At 61.4% G+C, this 19,336-nt stretch carries 16 protein-coding genes; 9 read left to right on the forward strand and 7 right to left on the reverse strand.

What is annotated here, in order from left to right; translation table 11 throughout:
- The first annotated feature begins 21 nt into the window (after nucleotides 1-21).
- The gene (chrA, locus tag H4W29_RS32835; protein ID WP_246517651.1) at nucleotides 22-1,233 is read left to right on the forward strand and encodes a chromate efflux transporter; all 1,212 of its coding nucleotides are present in this window, start codon (nucleotides 22-24) and stop codon (nucleotides 1,231-1,233) included.
- A 15-nt stretch (nucleotides 1,234-1,248) separates the two neighbouring features.
- Here chrA and H4W29_RS32840 read toward each other — a convergent pair whose 3' ends face one another.
- Nucleotides 1,249-2,118 carry an acyl-CoA thioester hydrolase/BAAT C-terminal domain-containing protein gene (locus tag H4W29_RS32840; RefSeq protein ID WP_246517654.1) on the reverse strand — a complete coding sequence of 290 codons (870 nt, stop codon included), beginning with the start codon at nucleotides 2,116-2,118 and terminating at the stop codon, nucleotides 1,249-1,251.
- A 59-nt stretch (nucleotides 2,119-2,177) separates the two neighbouring features.
- Between H4W29_RS32840 and H4W29_RS32845 the strand changes: the two genes are divergently transcribed.
- Nucleotides 2,178-2,957, forward strand: coding sequence for a class I SAM-dependent methyltransferase (locus H4W29_RS32845; RefSeq protein ID WP_192733033.1), 780 nt, complete (start codon nucleotides 2,178-2,180; stop codon nucleotides 2,955-2,957).
- Between the two features lie 48 nt (nucleotides 2,958-3,005).
- Here the strand turns inward: H4W29_RS32845 and H4W29_RS32850 are convergent, their stop codons facing one another.
- Both H4W29_RS32850 and H4W29_RS32855 read right to left on the reverse strand, forming a co-directional pair.
- Nucleotides 3,006-3,818, reverse strand: a complete 813-nt coding sequence (locus H4W29_RS32850; RefSeq protein WP_192733034.1) for a class I SAM-dependent methyltransferase — start codon at nucleotides 3,816-3,818, stop codon at nucleotides 3,006-3,008.
- Nucleotides 3,819-3,872: 54 nt separating this feature from the next.
- Nucleotides 3,873-4,604, reverse strand: coding sequence for an ROK family protein (locus tag H4W29_RS32855; protein ID WP_192733035.1), 732 nt, complete (start codon nucleotides 4,602-4,604; stop codon nucleotides 3,873-3,875).
- Nucleotides 4,605-4,778: 174 nt separating this feature from the next.
- Between H4W29_RS32855 and H4W29_RS32860 the strand changes: the two genes are divergently transcribed.
- Both H4W29_RS32860 and H4W29_RS32865 read left to right on the forward strand, forming a co-directional pair.
- Nucleotides 4,779-7,202 carry a glucan 1,4-alpha-glucosidase gene (locus H4W29_RS32860; protein WP_192733036.1) on the forward strand — a complete coding sequence of 808 codons (2,424 nt, stop codon included), beginning with the start codon at nucleotides 4,779-4,781 and terminating at the stop codon, nucleotides 7,200-7,202.
- A gap of 126 nt (nucleotides 7,203-7,328) precedes the next feature.
- Nucleotides 7,329-7,982 carry a LysE family translocator gene (locus H4W29_RS32865; protein ID WP_192733037.1) on the forward strand — a complete coding sequence of 218 codons (654 nt, stop codon included), beginning with the start codon at nucleotides 7,329-7,331 and terminating at the stop codon, nucleotides 7,980-7,982.
- A gap of 93 nt (nucleotides 7,983-8,075) precedes the next feature.
- On the opposite strand, the gene H4W29_RS32870 is transcribed toward H4W29_RS32865, so the two are convergent.
- The gene (locus tag H4W29_RS32870; RefSeq protein WP_192733038.1) at nucleotides 8,076-9,146 is read right to left on the reverse strand and encodes a GGDEF domain-containing protein; all 1,071 of its coding nucleotides are present in this window, start codon (nucleotides 9,144-9,146) and stop codon (nucleotides 8,076-8,078) included.
- Nucleotides 9,147-9,500: 354 nt separating this feature from the next.
- Between H4W29_RS32870 and H4W29_RS32875 the strand changes: the two genes are divergently transcribed.
- Nucleotides 9,501-9,737, forward strand: a complete 237-nt coding sequence (locus H4W29_RS32875) for a hypothetical protein (protein ID WP_192733039.1) — start codon at nucleotides 9,501-9,503, stop codon at nucleotides 9,735-9,737.
- Nucleotides 9,738-9,753: 16 nt separating this feature from the next.
- On the opposite strand, the gene H4W29_RS32880 is transcribed toward H4W29_RS32875, so the two are convergent.
- Nucleotides 9,754-11,361 (reverse strand): fumarate hydratase, encoded by a 1,608-nt coding sequence (locus H4W29_RS32880; RefSeq protein WP_192733040.1) that lies wholly within the window; start codon nucleotides 11,359-11,361, stop codon nucleotides 9,754-9,756.
- Nucleotides 11,362-11,606: 245 nt separating this feature from the next.
- A complete protein-coding gene (gene fumC / locus H4W29_RS32885) occupies nucleotides 11,607-12,998 on the reverse strand; it encodes a class II fumarate hydratase (RefSeq protein ID WP_192733041.1) in 1,392 nt (463 codons plus the stop codon).
- A gap of 429 nt (nucleotides 12,999-13,427) precedes the next feature.
- Here fumC and H4W29_RS32890 point away from each other — a divergent pair, with 429 nt between their 5' ends.
- Nucleotides 13,428-15,326, forward strand: a complete 1,899-nt coding sequence (locus H4W29_RS32890; protein WP_192733042.1) for a L,D-transpeptidase family protein — start codon at nucleotides 13,428-13,430, stop codon at nucleotides 15,324-15,326.
- Between the two features lie 313 nt (nucleotides 15,327-15,639).
- Here the strand turns inward: H4W29_RS32890 and H4W29_RS32895 are convergent, their stop codons facing one another.
- A complete protein-coding gene (locus tag H4W29_RS32895; protein ID WP_192733279.1) occupies nucleotides 15,640-16,362 on the reverse strand; it encodes an HAD family hydrolase in 723 nt (240 codons plus the stop codon).
- Nucleotides 16,363-16,550: 188 nt separating this feature from the next.
- Here H4W29_RS32895 and rpiA point away from each other — a divergent pair, with 188 nt between their 5' ends.
- The 3 genes from rpiA (at nucleotide 16,551) to gor (ending at nucleotide 19,333) form a co-directional block, all read left to right on the forward strand.
- A complete protein-coding gene (gene rpiA, locus H4W29_RS32900; RefSeq protein WP_192733043.1) occupies nucleotides 16,551-17,249 on the forward strand; it encodes a ribose-5-phosphate isomerase RpiA in 699 nt (232 codons plus the stop codon).
- Between the two features lie 17 nt (nucleotides 17,250-17,266).
- Nucleotides 17,267-17,839: a DUF2059 domain-containing protein gene (locus H4W29_RS32905; RefSeq protein ID WP_192733044.1), complete on the forward strand. Its 573-nt coding sequence runs from the start codon at nucleotides 17,267-17,269 to the stop codon at nucleotides 17,837-17,839.
- A 108-nt stretch (nucleotides 17,840-17,947) separates the two neighbouring features.
- Nucleotides 17,948-19,333: a glutathione-disulfide reductase gene (gor, locus tag H4W29_RS32910; RefSeq protein WP_192733045.1), complete on the forward strand. Its 1,386-nt coding sequence runs from the start codon at nucleotides 17,948-17,950 to the stop codon at nucleotides 19,331-19,333.
- The last annotated feature ends 3 nt before the right edge of the window (nucleotides 19,334-19,336 follow it).

The raw sequence follows: 19,336 nt of genomic DNA on the forward strand, positions 1-19,336 counted from the left end.
GATGTTGGCGGTGCAAAAGAAATGACCGAGGAGAAGACGGCGGCTTCGCCGGCAGGTACGCCTGCGGAGGTCTTCGGCGCCTTCCTGAAGCTTGGCCTCACCTCTTTCGGCGGACCGATCGCGCATCTCGGTTATTTCCGCGACGAGCTCGTGACGCGTCGCAAATGGATCGACGAGAAGGGTTATGCCGATCTCGTCGCCCTCTGTCAGTTTCTTCCCGGTCCCGCATCGAGCCAGGTGGGCTTCGCCATGGGCCTGCTGCGCGGCGGGCCACTGGGGGCGCTTGCGGCGTGGAGCGCATTCACGCTTCCGTCCGCGCTGATCCTGTTCATCTTCGCAACCGCCGCCACCGCGCTCGACAATCCTCTCGGACAGGGCCTGCTGCACGGATTGAAGCTCGTTGCGGTCGCTGTCGTAGCACAAGCCGTCTGGGGCATGGCACGATCGTTGACGCCCGACAAGCCGCGCGCAGGCATCGCGCTGGCCGCGATTATCATCGTGACATTGGGGGGAGCGTTCGGCCAGCTCGCCGCGATCGCGCTGGGCGCGGTTTCCGGGCTCATGCTTTGTCGCGAAGCCGCCGCCGAGCACAAGGCAAGTTTTTCGTTCGGAATATCGCGATCAGCAGGTCTTACCTGCCTGCTGATGTTCCTGCTCCTACTGTTTGGATTGCCGCTTCTCGTTTCCGTCATGGATTGGCAGGGGCTGCGCCTCTTCGATGCCTTCTATCGCTCAGGCGCCCTCGTGTTCGGCGGCGGCCATGTCGTCCTGCCGCTGCTCGAGGCGGAGGTCGTGCGGCCGGGCTGGGTTTCGGAAAACGCGTTTCTCGCCGGTTACGGTGTCGCGCAGGTCGTGCCTGGTCCGCTTTTCACGTTTTCGGCCTATCTCGGGGCGGTTATGGGGCCGGCTCCCAACGGTGTCGCGGGCGCAGCCATCGCTCTGGTCGCCATCTTTCTGCCCGGCTTTCTGCTGCTGCTCGGCACCCTGCCTTTCTGGGACAGGCTCAGCACCTATCCGCTGGCGCAGGCGGCCATGCGCGGCGCAAATGCTGCCGTGGTCGGCGTGCTGGGTGCGGCCCTCTACAATCCGGTTTGGACAAGCGCAGTTCTCACATCGGCGGATTTTGCTCTTGCCTTGTCCGGCTTCCTTCTGCTGGTGGTCTGGAAGGCACCGCCATGGATCGTCGTGGTGCTGATGGCGGCATGTGCGATCCTGCTGCAGCTTTCCGCCTGAACCGTATCGGACCAGTCAATCCTTTGGCGACAAAGCGGCTTCTATCGCCGCCCATGCCATCAGGCCAAGCTTTGCATCTGAAACGTCGCTGCCTCCATGGGCATGAAGGCGCGACCGCGGCGTGATTTCGCCTGGAAGCAGCACCCGATGGCCCGCTTCGGGGTCAACGACCAGTGACACCGGCCTGCCGCTTTTTTCGCGTCGGCTGGCAAGCTCACGCGCAAACCTCTCCGACGGCCAGAGTGCATCATCTCCGCCAGCCACGAGGACGAGGTCTGCGGTGGCTTTTTCGATGGGGATCTGCGCCCGCCACAGCGTTTCCCCGTCGGTCTCCAGGCATCGTTCGAAGAAGGAACGATAGGAAACCAGCCCGTCGCGATAATCCCGCTCCCAGGCGGGATCGGCGGGAACGAAATCCAGCGGCTCTCCCTTCCAGGACCAGGATGATCGTTCGGGCCATTCTCTGCCGTCCTTGCCGGGACCGATATTGCCCCAGACAACCGAGCTTGGGCTTATCGCTATAACAGTGTTCACGCGAGGGTCCAGGGTGGCGACAAGCAAGGCCGCCTCTGCGCCTTTCGAGGTTCCAACGAAGACGATGCGCCGGCATCCCCGTGACATCAGGAAGTCCGTGGCGTCACAGAAGGTTTCCAGCGGGATCTCGCAGATGCCGGGCGACTGTCCCGCTGCGCCGAACCACCGCAGCGCCAGTGCTTTCGCACCGGTCTCGGCAAACAATCTGGCACGATCGATATCGACCCTGCCGCTGGAACCACTGAGCACGACGACCCCGATCTCCGCCGCGTCGGAGCGGGAGACGAATGCGCCGTTTATCCGGCCTTCGAGCCGTTCGATTTTGCAGCCATCCGCCATGCTTGTTACCATGCTGACATCTTCTTGATCTATCGGATGGTTCTCGACTGTCACCGAGGACGGAGCCTATCATGGTCGAGTATGCGCGTGCAGGGGCATCTTTCGAGGATGCCGATGTCGTCAGCAACTATCGCTACCGTCCCCCGTACCCCGAGGCGATCCATGAGAAGCTGCTGGCCATCGCGCCGAAACGCAGCTGTCTGCTGGATATAGGCTGCGGCCCCGGCAAGATTTCACGGCCGCTCTCACGGCATTTCGAAAAGGTCATCGCCGTCGATCCGTCCCGCCACATGATCGAGCTTGGCCAGAGCCTGGAGGACGGGCGGGCACGCAATCTTCACTGGATCGTCGGTTTCGCCGAGGATGTCGATATCCCCGATCGTCCCGACCTCATCGTTGCTGCCGCGAGCATCCACTGGATGGATCACAAGCGGCTTTTCGCGCGGCTGAAAACCTATGCCGCCGCCGATCACAGGATGGTCGTCGTCTCTGGGGATGCGCCTTTCCAACCGGCCTGGGAAGCAGACTGGCAGTCTTTTCTGACCAGATGGGTTCCTGCCATAACAGGCGAGGCGTTCGATCCCATTGGCAAGCGGGAAAGCTGGTCGGCCTACAAAGCGTTCCTCGACATCGAAGGCTCCGAACATTTCCACTCCGCTCCATTCGAGCAAAACGTCGAAGACTTCATTCGTAGCCAGCATTCGCGCGATACGTTCGCGCCATCCCGTCTGGCCGGCAGGATGACCGAGTTCGACGGGCAGCTTGGCGAGATGCTCGCTCCCTATGCTCGCGAGGGAAAACTGAGTTTCATCGTCAGGACGAAACTGGTCTGGGGCTCGATCGCCTTGTGATCTGCTTGTGCCCAAACCCGCATTCCGGCCAGTCAAGATGTTGAACCTCTAGGCCACTGCCATGATGACGTGTGCCTGAATTTTGGCGACAACCTCACTGTCGCCATGCCGGTCGGCAATCGCGGATGCGGCACAGTCGGTCGCAACATCCAATTTTCCGGGAGCTCTGGCCTCGATTTCGCTGCGAAGGACGGTTCCCTGGCAATAGGCGAGGGCAGGAATCCGGGGCGAGCGTGCGCGGCTTTGTTCGGCTTTGGTTTCGATCACCGCATGGGAGAAACCCGCCTCTTTCAGCTCGGCGCGGATCAGCGCCTTGTCATGATAGCCATGCGGCGTGCGTGCCAGGAAGCGTGGCGGATCGTCCGGAAACACCGTCGCAAGGGCATTCGTCACATCGTCGGCAAAAACATTCTCCTCGATGCGGTCCCATACGTTGAACAGGAAATGTCCGCCGGGCTTCAGGACACGCTTTGCTTCGCGGTAACCGGATATGCGATTCGGGAAGAACATCGCGCCGAACTGACAGCAGACGAGATCGAAGGCAGCATTTTCAAACGGCAGCGCCAGAGCATCCGCCTGGCGCCATTCCAGACGGTTATCGGAGCCCTGTTGCAAAGCGGCGTAGTCGAGCATCGGCTGGTTGAGATCGGTGATGATATAGCGTGCGCCCGACGACAGTTTCGGCACCAGTGCACGAGTGACAACACCGGTCCCTGCTGCGGTTTCCAGAACGGCGCCGGGTGACAGGGAGGCCGCTCTCTGCGCAAGATCCACGGCGAAGGGCTCGAAAATCAGCGGCACCATATAGCGATCGTAGTTTTCCGGGATCGAGCCGGCGAACAGCTTGTCCGTCTCCAGCATTGTCATCACCTTCCGCCGCCCAACAGGGCTTCGAGCACATCGGTTTCAGCCCGCTCACAGTCGCAGGCTGTCGTCCAGCCAGACCCGGAAGCCGCCGCGGAAGGCGTTGTCGTTGCTGCCGCGCCGGCATTTGGGCGGCAGATCCTTCAGCTTTTCGACGTTTCCGCCACCGATGACGATATAGTCGGGCAACAGGGCAGCAGCCAGGCGGTCGGCGACGTCGAAGACCGATTTTCGCCATCTGCCCTTACCGCGACCTTCCAGGCCACGTTCGCCGACATAGTCCTCGAAGGTCGCCTTCTTGTAGGGCATGTGCGCCAGTTCCAGCGGCATGCAGACATTCTCGGCGATCATCGCCGAGCCGAGGCCCGTGCCGAGCCCAAGGAAGAGCATACGGCCAGCCTCGTAGCTGCCGATCGCCTGCATCAGCGCATCGTTGACCATGCGCACGGGCTTGCCGAGGGCTTTTTCGAAATCGAAGCCCTTCCATCCCGGGCCGAGGTTGAACGGATCGGCCGCGGGGCGGTGGGCAGCGATGGGGCCGGGGTAACCCATGGCGACGACATCATAATGCCAGTCGGCGGTCAGATCGGTGAGGGCTGCGACCATCTTCGCCGCCGTCATCGCGCGCCCAGATACGACCGAGCGTCGCTCGCTGCCGCTGCTGAGTTCCGCCTTCACATGCGAGCCGCCGATATCGACGGCGAGCACGATGCGTCCGGCCGGCGCCGCAACCTTCGGCTTGGCTCGCTCACGCGTCTGCTTTTCTTCCATTGTGTCAGCCATGGCTGCCGCTCCTCTCCGGCTGTACCCTTATTTCTTCCCGCGCTATTCTATAGGGCCCGCGCTATTCTATCGGGCGCAAGATCGTAGCCGGCTGTCAAGCCGGTATATTGCAGATCGCTTAATTTCATCTCAGGATGGCAGAGAAGACGAGCCAATAGAGCGGAGGAACAGCACTTGGCCTTTCCGACACGACCACCCGGTGCCGTCGAGCCGCCAGGTGCGCCGGGCATCGAGCCCCGATGGACGTCCAGCGACAAGAGTGCCGTTGGTACCGCCGTCAGTTCGGCGAGCTGCGTCTGGTTCACGGCAAGTCATGGCATCCTCAACGAGATCTACGCGCCACGGCTCGATATGGCCTGCGTGCGCGATTTCGGTTTCATCGTCACGGCTGCGGGCTATTTCTCCGAGGAGAAGCGCGACGCCGATCACAGCGTACAGGCGATCGAGGACGGCGTCCCGGCCTTCCGCCTCATCAATACCGCCCGCGACGGGCGTTATCGCATCACCAAGACGATCTTTTCAGACCCTGAGCGCGAAGTGGTGCTGCAGGACATCCGCTTCGAGGCGCTGATAGGCAATCTCTCAGACTATCGGCTGCATGCGCTTGTTGCTCCACATCTCGTCAATGGCGGCGCCGACAACAACGGCTGGTATGATGATTTCAAGGGCAGGCAGATGCTGTTTGCCGAGGGGTCAGGGCGGTCGCTCGCCATTGCCGCTTCGGTGCCCTGGCTTGCGCGGTCAGTGGGCTATGTCGGCTTTTCCGATGGCTGGCAGATGCTGTCGCGCGGCGAGGGGCTGAATGAGGAATACAGTTGCGCTAAATCCGGCAATGTCGCGCTGTCGGGAACACTGGATATGCGGGCAGGCGAGGGCCAAGCTGACCAAGGAAGGGCGCTGATCGCCATCGGCTTCGGCACACAGCCGGAGGAGGCTGCCCTGCGCACGCTGCTCAGCCTGGAACAGGGTGCCGAGCCGGCGCTGAAACATTATCGCAGCGGCTGGCGGGAGTGGCAGTCCGGCCTGCTGGCGCTGGACGAGCCGCATGATCCCGATAAGCTGAACCGCTATCGCGTCAGCACCGGCGTGCTCGCCACCCATCGCGACGATGCCTCCGGCGCCATCATCGCCAGCCTTTCCATCCCCTGGGGCTTCAGCAAAGGCGATGACGACCTTGGCGGTTATCATCTGGTGTGGACGCGCGATCTTGTGGAAACGGCAGGCGGTCTGCTTGCAGCTGGGGCCACGGCGGATGCGCGATCCGTGCTCGACTATCTCGCCGTCATCCAGGAGGCGGACGGCCATTGGGTGCAGAATGCCTGGCTCGACGGCAGGCCCTACTGGTACGGCATCCAGATGGATGAGACGGCCTTTCCCATCCTGCTCTATGACATGCTGCTGCGTGCGGGCGCGATCGATGCCTCGGAGAGGGGACGTTATCTGCCCATGGTCGAGGCGGCTGCGGGCTATATCGTCAGAAACGGCCCCGCCACCCAGGAGGATCGCTGGGAGGAGGATGCCGGCTACTCGCCGTTTACGCTTGCCGTCGAGATCGCCGGGCTGCTTGCGGCGGCCGATGCTGTGGAAGCGGCGGGGCGGCTGGATGCGGCGCACTATCTGCGCGAGGTCGCCGACGGCTGGAACGAGCGGATCGAGGAGTGGACCTATGCGACCGATACCGAACTGTCGCGCCGTCTCGGCGTCGAAGGTTATTATGTGCGCATCGCCTCGGCGACCGACGGCAGCCTGTCACTGCGGCGTGACTTCATTCCGATCCGTAATCGGGACGATCTCGGAGAGGTGCTTGAAGCGGATCTGCTGATCAGCCCGGATGCGCTGGCGCTGGTGCGCTTTGGCCTCCGGGCCGCCGACGATCCGCGCATGCTCGGCACAATCGCGGCAATCGATGCAGAGCTGCGCCGCGACCTTCCGGCCGGTCCCTACTGGTACCGCTACAATGACGACGGCTACGGCGAGCGGGTCGGCGGCGCGCCCTTTGCCGGCAGTGGTGTCGGCAGGCTCTGGCCGCTGCTGACCGGTGAGCGTGCCCATTATGAACTTGCAGCCGGGCGAGTGGAGGAAGCACGGCGAATGCTTGCTGCGCTGGAAGCCTCGGCGAGCGAAGGCGGGCTCTTGCCCGAGCAGATCTGGGACAGCGAGGACGTGCCGGAGCGTGAGCTTTTCCTCGGGCGCCCCTCGGGTAGCGCCATGCCGCTCGTTTGGGCGCATGCCGAGCATATCAAGCTGCTGCGCTCGCTTCGGGACGGCGTTATCTTCGACATGCCGCCCCAGACCTTTGCCCGCTATGTCGCGGCAAAGCCGGCGCCGGCACCATTCTCCTGGCGGCTGACAGCCCGACGCGACCAGATGCCGGCGGGCCGGCGGCTCCGCATCGAACTGCCCGAGCCCGCTATGGTGCGCTGGTCTACCGACGGCTGGACACGCGCCGCCGACAGCCCATGCCGCGACACTGGCTTCGGCACCCATGTCTTCGACCTGCCGACGCAGGCACTCGGCCCCGGCATGATCGACTTCACGATCTTCTGGAAGGATGCGCAGCGCTGGGAGGGCGCGGATTTTCGGATCGAGGTGGTTTGAGGAAGTGTCCGTCGCCTGCATAGCCCTGTCGCGGTCGCTGATGGCGGCCCGCCGGCCAGTTTGCGCGTGGCCTCAGGCATGCTATCGGCTGTGTCCGAAGGTGCTGCCACCTCCAGGGAGTTCGAAATGTTCGTTTCAAGCACGCTGATCCCGTTTTTCCTGGCGCTTCTTGCCCTGCAGCTCTCGCCGGGTCCGGACATGCTGCTGGTTATCGGGCGCGGCATAGGACAGGGCCGGCGTGTGGCATTTCTGACAGCCGTCGGCGGAACGCTCGCCGCAGGGCTGATCCAGCTTCCGCTTTTGGCGCTTGGGGTCGCATCGATCATCCAGAGTTCGCCTCTCGCCTTTGCGATTCTTCGCTGGGTTGGTGCGGCCTATCTCATCTGGCTTGGGTTGAAGCTTCTGCTGAAAACGCGTGGAACGCTTGATCCGACTGTCGAACGCAATCCTGTCTCCGGCTGGACGGCGCTCCGCGAAGGCATGGTCAGCAATCTTACGAACCCGAAGGTGCTGGTTTTCATGCTGGCTTTTCTTCCGCAGTTCGTTGATCCGCACAATGGCTGGCCAGTCGCCGCCCAGCTTCTGATCCTTGGAGGGATGCAGAAACTCTCCGGTTTTGTCGTGCTTGCGCTTGTGGCTCTCGGCGCCGGCGGTCTCGGCAACTGGCTTTCCCGCCGCCCGCATCTGCTCGTCTGGCAAAAGCGCTTTACCGGGATCGTGATGCTTGGGCTCGGCCTCCGCCTGGCACTGACGGGCGACGCGCGGCCAGTCAGCGCGTGACGCCGGAACATAAGCGGCAGGGCCTACCCATTGGGAGAACACCAGCCAAACCATGTCCTGGATATGCTCTACGCCGGAAAGTCCATCCTGATATCAGGACTTGTAGATCAGCCAGCTCTTGGTGAATTCCTTCTGCATGCCGTCTTCATAGACGACGGTGCAGTTGCGGCCGGCGTTTTTGGCGCTGTAAAGCGCGATATCGCTCTTGGAGTAGAGCTCGCCGGCATCGTCGGCGTTCGAGGCCATGCAGATGCCGATGGAGACCGTGACCGGGCCGTAATTGACGCGGGTGCGGGAATTCTTGAAGGGGGTGGATTCCAGCGTCCGGCGAATGCGCTCGGCGATCGCCGTCACTTCGTCCAGTGTGTTGCCGTCGATGATGAGCGCGAATTCCTCGCCGCCGGTGCGGGCGACGAAGACGTCCCGGCGGACATTGGTGCGGATGACGGAGGCGACCGTCGCCAGAACCTTGTCGCCGACCGGATGGCCGTAGGTGTCGTTGATCTTCTTGAAATTGTCGATGTCGGCGAGGAGCAGGGCGGTTACCGGGCGCAACGTCGGATTGTTGAAGACGGCGGCCAGCCGGTCGTCGAAGGCGCGGCGGTTGGAAAGGCGCGTCAGCGAGTCGGTATTGGCGATACGCTTGTATTCGTCGAGTTCCTTGCGGACCTGATCCATCTCCTGCGAGCGCTGAACCATGTCTTCGACGGTCTTTTCGCCATGGGTGATCGTATCGCCGGTTGCCTGGGTGAGCAGATCGATGGCGTTTTCGATCAGGTCGGCACTCGTCGTGCTCTTGGAGCTGATGCGCTTGCAGGTCTCGTTGAGCAGCCGGTTATAGCTTTCGAGCGAGGTCTGCTCCTGGCGCAGCACGCGCAGCAGGCCTTCCAGCTCGCCGGCGATGCGGCTGTGGGCGTCGTCGAAGATCTTGGCCGGTGCCGTGTGGGAGCAATGCTGCGTGCCGAGCGCATCGAGCTCCGCCTGCGTCGCCTGACTGCCGAGAGCAGCAAGGTCGCGGGTGAGTGCGGGGTTGGAACCGATATAGGCTTCGTAGAAGAGTTCATAGTTGCGGGGAATTGGTGCAACGCCCATGGAGCGCATGGCATAGGTGATCTGACCCGCCACATCGGGAACCTGCACCTTGGGCGCAACAGCCGTGTTCATTCCGGCAACTCCTCATCCAATTCTTAAGCAATCTTCTATTTGTTATCTTAGATTTCTTGGGAAATGATTAAAGCGATATATACCAAAGATTACATACGATAAGTTTGATGGGCATCAATACTACGATCAGCCCTATGATTTTTCTCAAATATTTGTAAGTTCGACTGTAATGGAGACACCTCTTATGCGCGAGGTGCTCCAAAAAAGTTCAATTGTTTTCTCTTTTCAGGGATTGTTTTCGTTTTGTTGACGGTCGGTATCTTTTGTCTGGTCCACTGGCGAGCAGGGCAAGGTGACAGATTCTGTCTCAAAAGAGGGCCGGATCGCGGTCCTCTGCCGAAGGCATGAAGGATCATGGGATCGCCTCGCCACACGTCACCCGTCATTCTCGCATTCGCCATCCTTGCCGGCTGTGCTTTTCTTTTACAGCAGACCGGCTTCTTCAACGGCATCTTCAGCACGGATATCCTCGCCAGCGTGAAGGCGGAGGATATTCTCAGCGCGTCCGATATCGCCGCCATGGAAAGACCAGCAGTCCTGCCCATGGCGGCGACCAATATCGATCCGGCCGAGACGGCTTCGGTGCGATAGCCGGCAGCCTCAGGTCTCAACCGAGGTTCAGCTCCTGGAAGAAGTCGTTGCCCTTGTCGTCGATGACGATGAAGGCCGGGAAGTCCTCAACCTCGATCTTCCAGACGGCCTCCATGCCGAGTTCGGGATATTCCAGCACCTCGACCTTGCGGATGCAGTCCTGCGCCAGCCGGGCGGCCGGACCGCCAATGGAGCCGAGATAGAAGCCCTGGTGCTTCTTGCAAGCCTCGCGCACGGCGCGCGAGCGGTTGCCCTTGGCGAGCATCACCATGGAGCCGCCGAAGGACTGGAACTGGTCGACATAGGAATCCATGCGGCCGGCGGTCGTCGGGCCGAAGGAGCCGGAAGCATAACCGGAGGGCGTCTTGGCCGGGCCGGCATAATAGACCGGGTGGTTCTTCATATAGTCGGGCATGCCCTCGCCCTTTTCCAGCCGCTCGCGGATCTTGGCATGGGCGAGATCGCGGGCGACGATGATCGTGCCTGATAGCGACAGGCGCGTCTTGACCGGGTGCTTGGAAAGCTCGGCGAGAATATCGGCCATCGGCTGATTGAGATCGACACGGACCATGGATTCGGAGAGCTTCGCCTCGTCGATCTCGGGCATGTATTTCGACGGATCGGTTTCCAGCTGCTCGATGAAGATGCCGTCGCGGGTGATCTTGCCCTTGGCCTGGCGGTCGGCGGAACAGGAGACGCCGAGCCCGATCGGCAGCGAGGCGCCGTGGCGGGGCAGGCGGATGACGCGCACGTCATGACAGAAATACTTGCCGCCGAACTGGGCGCCGACGCCGAGGCTCTGCGTCAGCTTGTGGATCTCCTTTTCCATCTCGATGTCGCGGAAAGCGTGTCCGTTTTCGGAACCTTCGGTCGGCAGCTCATCGAGGTAGCGGGTGGAGGCGAGCTTGACGGTCTTCAGGTTCATCTCGGCCGAGGTGCCGCCGATGACAATTGCCAGATGGTAGGGGGGACAGGCTGCCGTACCGAGCGTCAGGATCTTCTCCTTGAGGAAGTCGAGCATCCGGTCATGCGACAGAAGCGAGGGCGTGCCCTGGAAAAGGAAGGTCTTGTTGGCCGAGCCGCCGCCCTTCGCGACGAAGAGGAAGTCGTAGCTATCGGTGCCTTCCTCATAGATATCGATCTGGGCCGGCAGATTGTTCTTGGTATTCTTTTCCTCGAACATCTTGATAGGGGCGAGCTGCGAATAGCGCAGGTTCTTCTTTTCATAAGCGTCGAGCACGCCCTTCGAGAGCGCTGCGGTATCGCCGCCTTCGGTCCAGACTCGGCGGCCCTTCTTGCCCATGATGATCGCCGTGCCGGTATCCTGGCACATGGGCAGCACGCCGCCGGCGGCGATATTGGCGTTCTTCAGGAGGTCATAGGCGACGAAGCGGTCATTGTCGGTCGCTTCGGGATCGTCGAGGATCGCGGCGAGCTGCTTCAGATGGCCGGGGCGCAGGAGGTGATTGATGTCGGCAAAGGCCGTTTCGGCGAGCAGACGGATACCTTCCGGATCGACCGAGAGGATCTCCTGGCCCTTGAACGTATCGACAGAGACATAGTCGCTGCTGATCTTGCGATAGGGGGTGTTGTCGGCGCCGAGGGGGAAGAGATCGTCAGCCATCGAAGTGACCTTTCTAGGTGGGATAGTTTGGAACCGGTCTAGATGTGGCTGGGGGTAAAAGCAATTGCGAAGGAGGCGGGATTGGCGGCAAAAATGACGCGGTCGTCCGCTTCCTCATCAAGTCAGACTGCAAGCAATGTCGTGCTCCACGGCCCCTCATCCGCCTGGCAAAGGAGGAAGCTCGCTGCCCTACCAAACAAAAAAAGGCCGGCTAAGCCGGCCCTTTCTCACGTCAATGCACCAGCTCACTTCGGGCTGATCATCGTCTCCGCGCGCACGATCGCGTCATATTCCTCCGACGTCACCAGCCCACTCGCCAGCGCCTCTTCCTTCAGCGTCGTACCATTCTTGTGCGCCGTCTTGGCGATCTTGGCGGCGGCGTCGTAGCCGATCTTCGGCGCAAGGGCGGTCACCAGCATCAGCGAGCGTTCGAGGCCGGCCTTGATATTGTCCTCGCGGGCCTCGATGCCGACGACGCAGTTGTCGGTGAAGGAGACGGCGGCGTCGCCGAGCAGCTGCACCGACTGCAGGAAGTTATAGGCCATCATCGGATTGTAGACGTTGAGCTCGAAATGGCCCTGGCTGTCGGCGAAGGTGAGAGCCGCGTGGTTGCCGAAGACGTGGATGCAGACCTGGGTCAGGGCCTCGCACTGGGTCGGGTTCACCTTGCCGGGCATGATCGAGGAGCCGGGTTCGTTTTCGGGCAGGGCCAGTTCGCCGAGGCCGGCGCGCGGGCCGGAGCCGAGCAGGCGGATGTCGTTGGCGATCTTGAAGAGGGCGGCCGCTGCCGCATTGATCGCGCCATGGGCGAAGACCATCGAATCATGCGAGGCGAGGGCCTCGAACTTATTCGGCGCGGTCACGAAGGGCATGTCCGTGATCACAGCGATCTCTTCGGCAACCTTTTCGGCAAAACCGACCGGTGCATTCAGCCCGGTGCCGACTGCGGTGCCGCCCTGGGCGAGTTCGCAGAGGCCGGGCAGGGTCATTTCGATACGCTTGATGGCGGAGCCGACCTGCGCTGCGTAACCCGAAAACTCCTGGCCGAGGGTGAGCGGTGTCGCATCCTGCGTATGCGTGCGCCCGATCTTGATGATGTGGCTGAATTCCGTGACCTTCATGTCGAGCGCGGCATGCAGATGCTTCAGTGAGGGCAGCAGGTGATGGGCGATCTGTTCGGCGCAGGCGATGTGCATGGCCGTCGGGTAAGTGTCGTTCGACGACTGGCTCATATTGACGTGATCGTTGGGGTGCACAGGCTTCTTGGAACCCATGACGCCGCCGAGCATTTCTATGGCGCGATTGGAGATCACCTCATTGGCATTCATGTTGGATTGCGTGCCTGAACCCGTCTGCCAGACGACCAGCGGAAAATGGTCGTTCAGCTTGCCGTCGATCACTTCCTGGGCGGCATCCACGATAGACTTGCCGATGCTGGAATCGAGCTGGCCGAGCGCCATGTTGGCACGCGCCGCCGCCTGCTTGACGATGCCGAGCGCACGCACGATCGAGAGCGGCTGCTTTTCCCAGCCGATCTTGAAATTACCGAGAGAACGCTGCGCCTGCGCGCCCCAATATCGGTCGCTGGCGACTTCGATCGGGCCAAATGTATCGGTTTCGGTGCGGGTGGAACTCATGGCTTCGTGCCTTCCTGTCACATGCTGTTGAGGGCAGTCTTTGGAGATGAGGGACTTATAGGGTGGAACGCTTTCCAAGAAAACCGGACGCCATGCGAAATATTGAAAATGGATCTCATGTTTTGCATCGCCATCGCGGGCGCCTTACGGCGTGTTTTTTCGGCCACGCCGGAAAATTAATGCGAGGAGCGACAGAAAGCGCCCTTTCTCGGACAAGAAAATTCGGTAAAAAATTAACTAATAATTTCATAATTTTGTGTGAACTACTGCGCGGCGTTCGCGTTTGACCCCGTCACACAAAGTTGAGCCTGAAAACGCTGGCGGCACAGGCCGATTTCTGATGAAAGAGCCGCGGCTGCCGGGAATTCTGGAAGAATAGATCTGAGCCTTTTTGCTCGACACAGCATGATACTGGAACTGGAAAACAAGATGAAATTCGTTTTGAAAAGCGCGGTTTCCGCATTGGCATTTTCCTGCGTGATGGGCGCGGTTCCTGCGCATGCCTATACGCTGATGGACATGCTGCGCGGCGACCGGGCAAGAAGCGGCCAGAGCACGATCTTCATGGATCCTTCGGCTCCGGTTCGCGGCAATCCCGGCAATCGCAACGGCCTTGGCGGCGATATCGATCCGGAAGCCGCAATGCCGAAGGTTTCCAGCCCGCGCTACTACACCTACAAGGCTGAAACCTTGCTGCTCGTCGATACCGCGAAGTTTGCCGATCCTGTCATCACCGGCGCGGTCGCCGACGTCTCCGGCACGGCCACGACCGACGGTGCTCCGCAGCGCCACTTCCTGACGGAAGCCAAGGTTCGCGCCAATGCCGATGTCGCCAAAGCCCTGCAGGCCTATTACGGTGACGGCAAGAACCCGCTCATCTGGGTGTCCGGCGAGGGCGTCAATGAGCACGGCAAGGCAGCCCTCAGCGTGCTCGCCGATGCGGCAAGCGTCGGCCTCGACCCGGCCGATTATGCCGTCTCCGAGCCGACAATCGATCCGGCCAATCCGGATCCTGATGTCCGCGACCGGGCGCTGACGCAGTTCGAACTGGCGCTTTCCTCCAAGGTTCTCGCTTATGTGCAAGACACGACGCGCGGCCGCGTCGACCCGAACAAGCTTTCCGGCTACCACGACTTTCAGCGCAAGGTCGTCAGGCTCGATCCGGTGCTGAAGCTTTCCCGCATGAGCCCTGACGTCGCTGCCTATCTCTCCAGCCGCAACCCTGATGGCACGCAGTTCCAGGCGCTGAAGGCCGAACTTGCCAAGCTGCGTGCGGCCGACGGCGGCAATGAAGAGCGGATCACGATTTCGCTCACTTCCCTGCTGCGCCCAGGCGACAGCTCGCCGGAAGTGGCCAACATCGTCAAGGCGATCCAGAAGAATGGTTCGGAAGAGCTGAAGACCGCGCATGCGACAACATTTGCAGCGTACACGGGCGGCAGCGATTATTCGCCGGAGATCGTGTCACTGGTCGAGGACTTCCAGAAGGAACATGGTCTGAAGCCCGATGGCGTGATCGGCCAGGCGACCGTGCGCACCATGACCGGCGGCGACACCAACGGCTCCAAGATCGACAAGCTCGTCGTCGCCATGGAGCAGGCCCGCTGGCTGCCTGACGATCTCGGCCCACGCTATGTGATGATCAACCAGCCGGCCTTCATGGCCTATTACTATAACGACTCCAAACAGCAGCTTGCGATGCGCACCGTCGTCGGCGGCAAGAACAACCAGACCTATTTCTTCAACGACGAGATCGAGACGGTGGAGTTCAACCCGTTCTGGGGCGTGCCGCAATCGATCATCATCAACGAAATGCTGCCGAAGCTGCGCGCCGACCCGAACTATCTGGATCAGATGGGCTACGAGGTCGAAGTCGGCGGCCATGCCGTTCCGTCCTCCAGCGTCGATTGGTACGGCTCGACGCAGAACATCTCGGTCCGCCAGCCGCCGAGCAGCGACAATGCGCTGGGCGAACTGAAGATCCTGTTCCCGAACAGCCATGCCATCTACATGCACGACACGCCCTCGAAGAGCTTCTTCAAGCGTGACATGCGTGCGCTCAGCCACGGCTGCGTGCGCCTTGCAGACCCACGCGCCATGGCGGCCGCCGTTCTCGGCACCACTGTCGACGATGTCGCCAAACAGATCGCCACCGGCCAGAACCACGCCGTGAAGGTACCGCAGAAGATCCCGGTCTATGTGTCCTATTTCACCGCCTGGCCGAACAAGGATGGCGTGATCGAGTATTTCGATGATGTGTACGGTCGGGATGCCTATGTGGAAAAGGCGTTCGATGTGACGACCAAGTCGCGTGAGGCCCAGATCTGACGTTGGCGTTTACAGAGTGTTTCGACGGGCGGTCTTCGGGCCGCCCGTTTTCGTTTGGGGGGTAGATCAAATACCGAGAGGGCATGCCGTGGGGGACACCCCCCTCTGGCCTGCCGGCCATCTCCCCCACAGGTGGGGAGATTGGCTGGGGGCGCCGGTTTCCCCAAACAATTGACGTCACAAGCTGCGCGACGTCAATGATGTGCGAAGGTCAAGCCTCTGGCCGATCTCCACCCTTGTGGGGGAGATGGCCGGCAGGCCAGAGGGGGGTGTCCCACGGCACGCCGGTAGATGATATGGAACAGCGCCGTCCTTACACCGCAACCTTCGTTGCAGAATCCCGCAACAAATCTTCCACCAATTCCACCGTCAACTCATCGAAATGCGTGATGATCACATCTGGGTCGAGGCTCGAAACCGGCACATCCGAATAGCCGAAGGGCACGGCGATGGAGGGCACGGCGGCATTCTTCGCCACCGCAATGTCATTGATACTGTCGCCGATCATCACCGAGCGGGAAACATCCCCACCGGCGCGTTCGATCGTGCCGGTCAGATGCCGTGCGTCCGGCTTGCGGTGTTCGAACGTATCGCCGCCGGTAATGGCATCGAAATAATGCGTCAGGCCGAGCTTCTCGAGCAGACTGGTCGCCAAGCCTTCCAGCTTGTTGGTGCAGACGGCGAGGCGATAGCCCGACGCCTTCAGGCGATCCATGGCGGCGACGAGGCCAGGGTAGGGCTCGGTATGACCCGGCATGTTTGCACTATAATGGGCGACGAAGCGCTCGACGAGCGGGGCAAGTTCCTCCGACGAGATCGGCCGGCCTTGCAGTTTGCAGGCACGCTCGATCATCACGCGGGCGCCCTGGCCGACGAGATGCGTGAGATCGTCATAGGTAACGGGCTCGAGATCAAGCGCTGCGATCGTGTAGTTCAGGCTTTCGACCAGATCGACATGGGTGTCGAGCAGCGTGCCGTCGAGATCGAAGACTATAAGGGCTTGGCCGGCATTTTCGGGAGCGGGGGTCAAAGTGATGCCTCTTTGCAGGGTAGGATTTTCAGGGAGTAGGCGATGAACCGGCGAAAAGCAACGCTGGGACGGCAGACGGAAAAGTCGCAGCCGAAACGCGTGGCTTTCAATCGCAGGACGATGATTTTGGCTTTCGTTTGCAATACGAGCCGTGTAAACAGCACATCCAACGCAATATCAGGAGCTGGCGGCGCATGGATGCCCGCGAAATGAAGATCAAGGCCGCCGAGGCAGCACTCGTCCATGTTGAGTACGGCATGCGCCTCGGAATCGGGACGGGAAGCACGGCGGAGGAATTCGTCCGTCTGCTCGCCGAAAGGGTTGCAGCCGGTTTCAAGGTCGAGGGCGTTCCGACGTCCGAGCGCACCGCGCGGCTCTGCGTCGAACTCGGCGTTCCCCTGAAATCGCTGGATGAGCTGCCACAACTGGATCTCACCATCGACGGCGCCGACGAAGTCGATGCAGGCTTGCGGCTCATCAAGGGAGGCGGCGGTGCGCTGCTGCGCGAAAAGATCGTCGCTGCAGCCTCGACGCGGATGATCGTCATTGCCGACGAGAGCAAGCTGGTCGAGACGCTCGGCGCTTTCGCATTACCGATCGAGGTCAATCCCTTTGGCCTCGTTTCGACGCGCATGGCGATCGAAAGGACGGCCTCGCGCCTTGGTCTCTCCGGCGAACTGACGCTGCGTCAGTCCGGCGACGGAGAGTTTACCACCGACGGCGGACACTACATCATCGATGCATCTTTTGGCCGCATTCCTGATGCAGAGGCGCTTTCGAGGGAACTGAATTCCATACCCGGTGTCGTGGAGCACGGGCTTTTCATCAACATGGCGGCGCTTGCGATCATTGCTGGTCCTGCAGGTGCCCGCACGCTGCAGGCAAACAGATAACAGGAGCATAGAAACTCATGATGAACATTGCAGGTCTTGGCCGTCTTGCCGCTGCGACCATCGTTCTTTCCGGGCTTGCCTTCGGCTCTGCCGCAAGAGCGCAGGAAGTTTCCGAAGAGCAGCTGAAGGCTGCCCGCGCAGCCATGGATGCCATCGGCGCAACCACCCAGTATGACAACATCCTGCCGGGTCTGGCCGAGCGGCTGAAGGCCGGCCTCATCCAGGATTCGCCGAACTATCAGGACGTGATCACGGCGACCGTCGACAGCCAGGCTCTGGCTCTGGCACCGCGCCGCGCCGACCTCGAGAAGGAAGCGGCTCTAACCTATGCCAAGGCCTTCACGGTCGACGAGCTGAAGGCGATTGCCGATTTCTACAATTCCGACGTCGGCAAGAAACTGCTGCGCGACGGCCCGGTCGCCTCGCGCGAGACCGCCAAGGCTGCCGATATCTGGGCGCAGGGCATTTCCCGCGATCTGGAAAAGCAGAGCAATGCCGAGCTTTCCAAGGTCATCAAGGCTCCGCCGCCGGCAACCGACAGCCCGGCGAACCCGGCTCCGGCCGCTGCACCGGCACCCGCCAAGCCGTAAGGCCGCCTCCACCTTTCGCAAAAGCCCGGCTTCGTCCGGGCTTTTGTTTTTCTATAGCTCACTCCTATATGTGAACCACCCATCCAGCGATTCCCTCCGGAGATCATCATGCCATCCTACGACTACGACCTCTTCGTCATCGGCGGCGGTTCGGGCGGCGTGCGCAGCGCGCGCGTTGCAGCCTCGCTCGGCAAGAAGGTGGCGATCGCCGAGGAATATCGCTATGGCGGCACCTGCGTGATCCGCGGCTGCGTGCCGAAGAAGCTTTTCGTCTATGCCTCGCAATTCCACGAGCATTTCGAGGATGCGGCCGGCTTCGGCTGGACGGTTGGCGAAAGCTCGTTCGACTGGAAGAAGCTGATCGCGGCCAAGGACGTTGAGATTTCGCGACTGGAGGGGCTCTACAAGAAGGGGCTTGCCGGCGCCAATGCCGAGATCCTGGAGACGCGCGCCGAACTCGTCGATGCACACACGGTCAAGCTCCTGAAGACCGGCGAAACGGTGACGGCCAGGACCATTGTGATTGCGACCGGCGGCAGACCGAATCCGCATGAGGCGCTGCCCGGTCACGAGCTCTGCATTTCCTCCAATGAGGCCTTCCATCTGGAAGAGCTGCCGAAATCCATCCTGATTGCAGGCGGCGGTTATATCGCTGTCGAATTCGCCAATATCTTCCACGGGCTTGGCGTCGAGACGACGCTGATCTATCGCGGCACCGAAATCCTCTCGCGCTTCGACGAGGATCTGCGGCGCGGGCTGCATGAGGCGATGGCCGCCAAGGGCATCCGCATCCTCTGCCAGGATGTGATGCAGCATGTCTCGAAGGGTGAAAACGGTCTCGTCATCGAGACGCTGAAAAACGGCACGCTCAATGCTGGTGTCGTCATGCTGGCGCTCGGCCGCGATCCGAATACGAAGGGGCTCGGGCTCGAACAGGCGGGTGTTGCGCTGAACGAGCGCGGCGCCATCATCGTCGACGATTTTTCGCGTACCAATGTCGAGAACATCTATGCACTTGGCGACGTCACCGACCGGGTACAGCTGACGCCTGTGGCGATCCATGAGGCCATGTGCTTCATCGAGACGGAGTACAAGAACAATCCGACCAAGCCGGACTACGACCTGATCCCGACGGCCGTCTTCTCGCAGCCGGAGATCGGCACGGTCGGCCTTTCCGAGGAAGAGGCAGCCAAGCGCTACAAGGAGCTGGAAGTCTACCGCGCCCAGTTCCGGCCGCTGAAGGCCACACTTTCGGGCCGGGCCGAAAAGATGATCATGAAGCTGATCGTCGATGCCGCAAGCCGCAAGGTTGTCGGCGCCCATATTCTCGGCCACGACGCCGGCGAAATGGCGCAGATCCTCGGCATCACGCTGAAGGCCGGCTGCACCAAGGACGATTTCGACCGCACCATGGCGCTGCACCCGACGGCCGCCGAAGAGCTGGTGACCATGTATGCGCCGAGCTACCGTATCCGCGACGGGAAGCGAGTCTAAGCA

It is taken from the genome of Rhizobium viscosum, from assembly GCF_014873945.1.
GTDB classification, from domain to species: domain Bacteria; phylum Pseudomonadota; class Alphaproteobacteria; order Rhizobiales; family Rhizobiaceae; genus Rhizobium; species Rhizobium viscosum.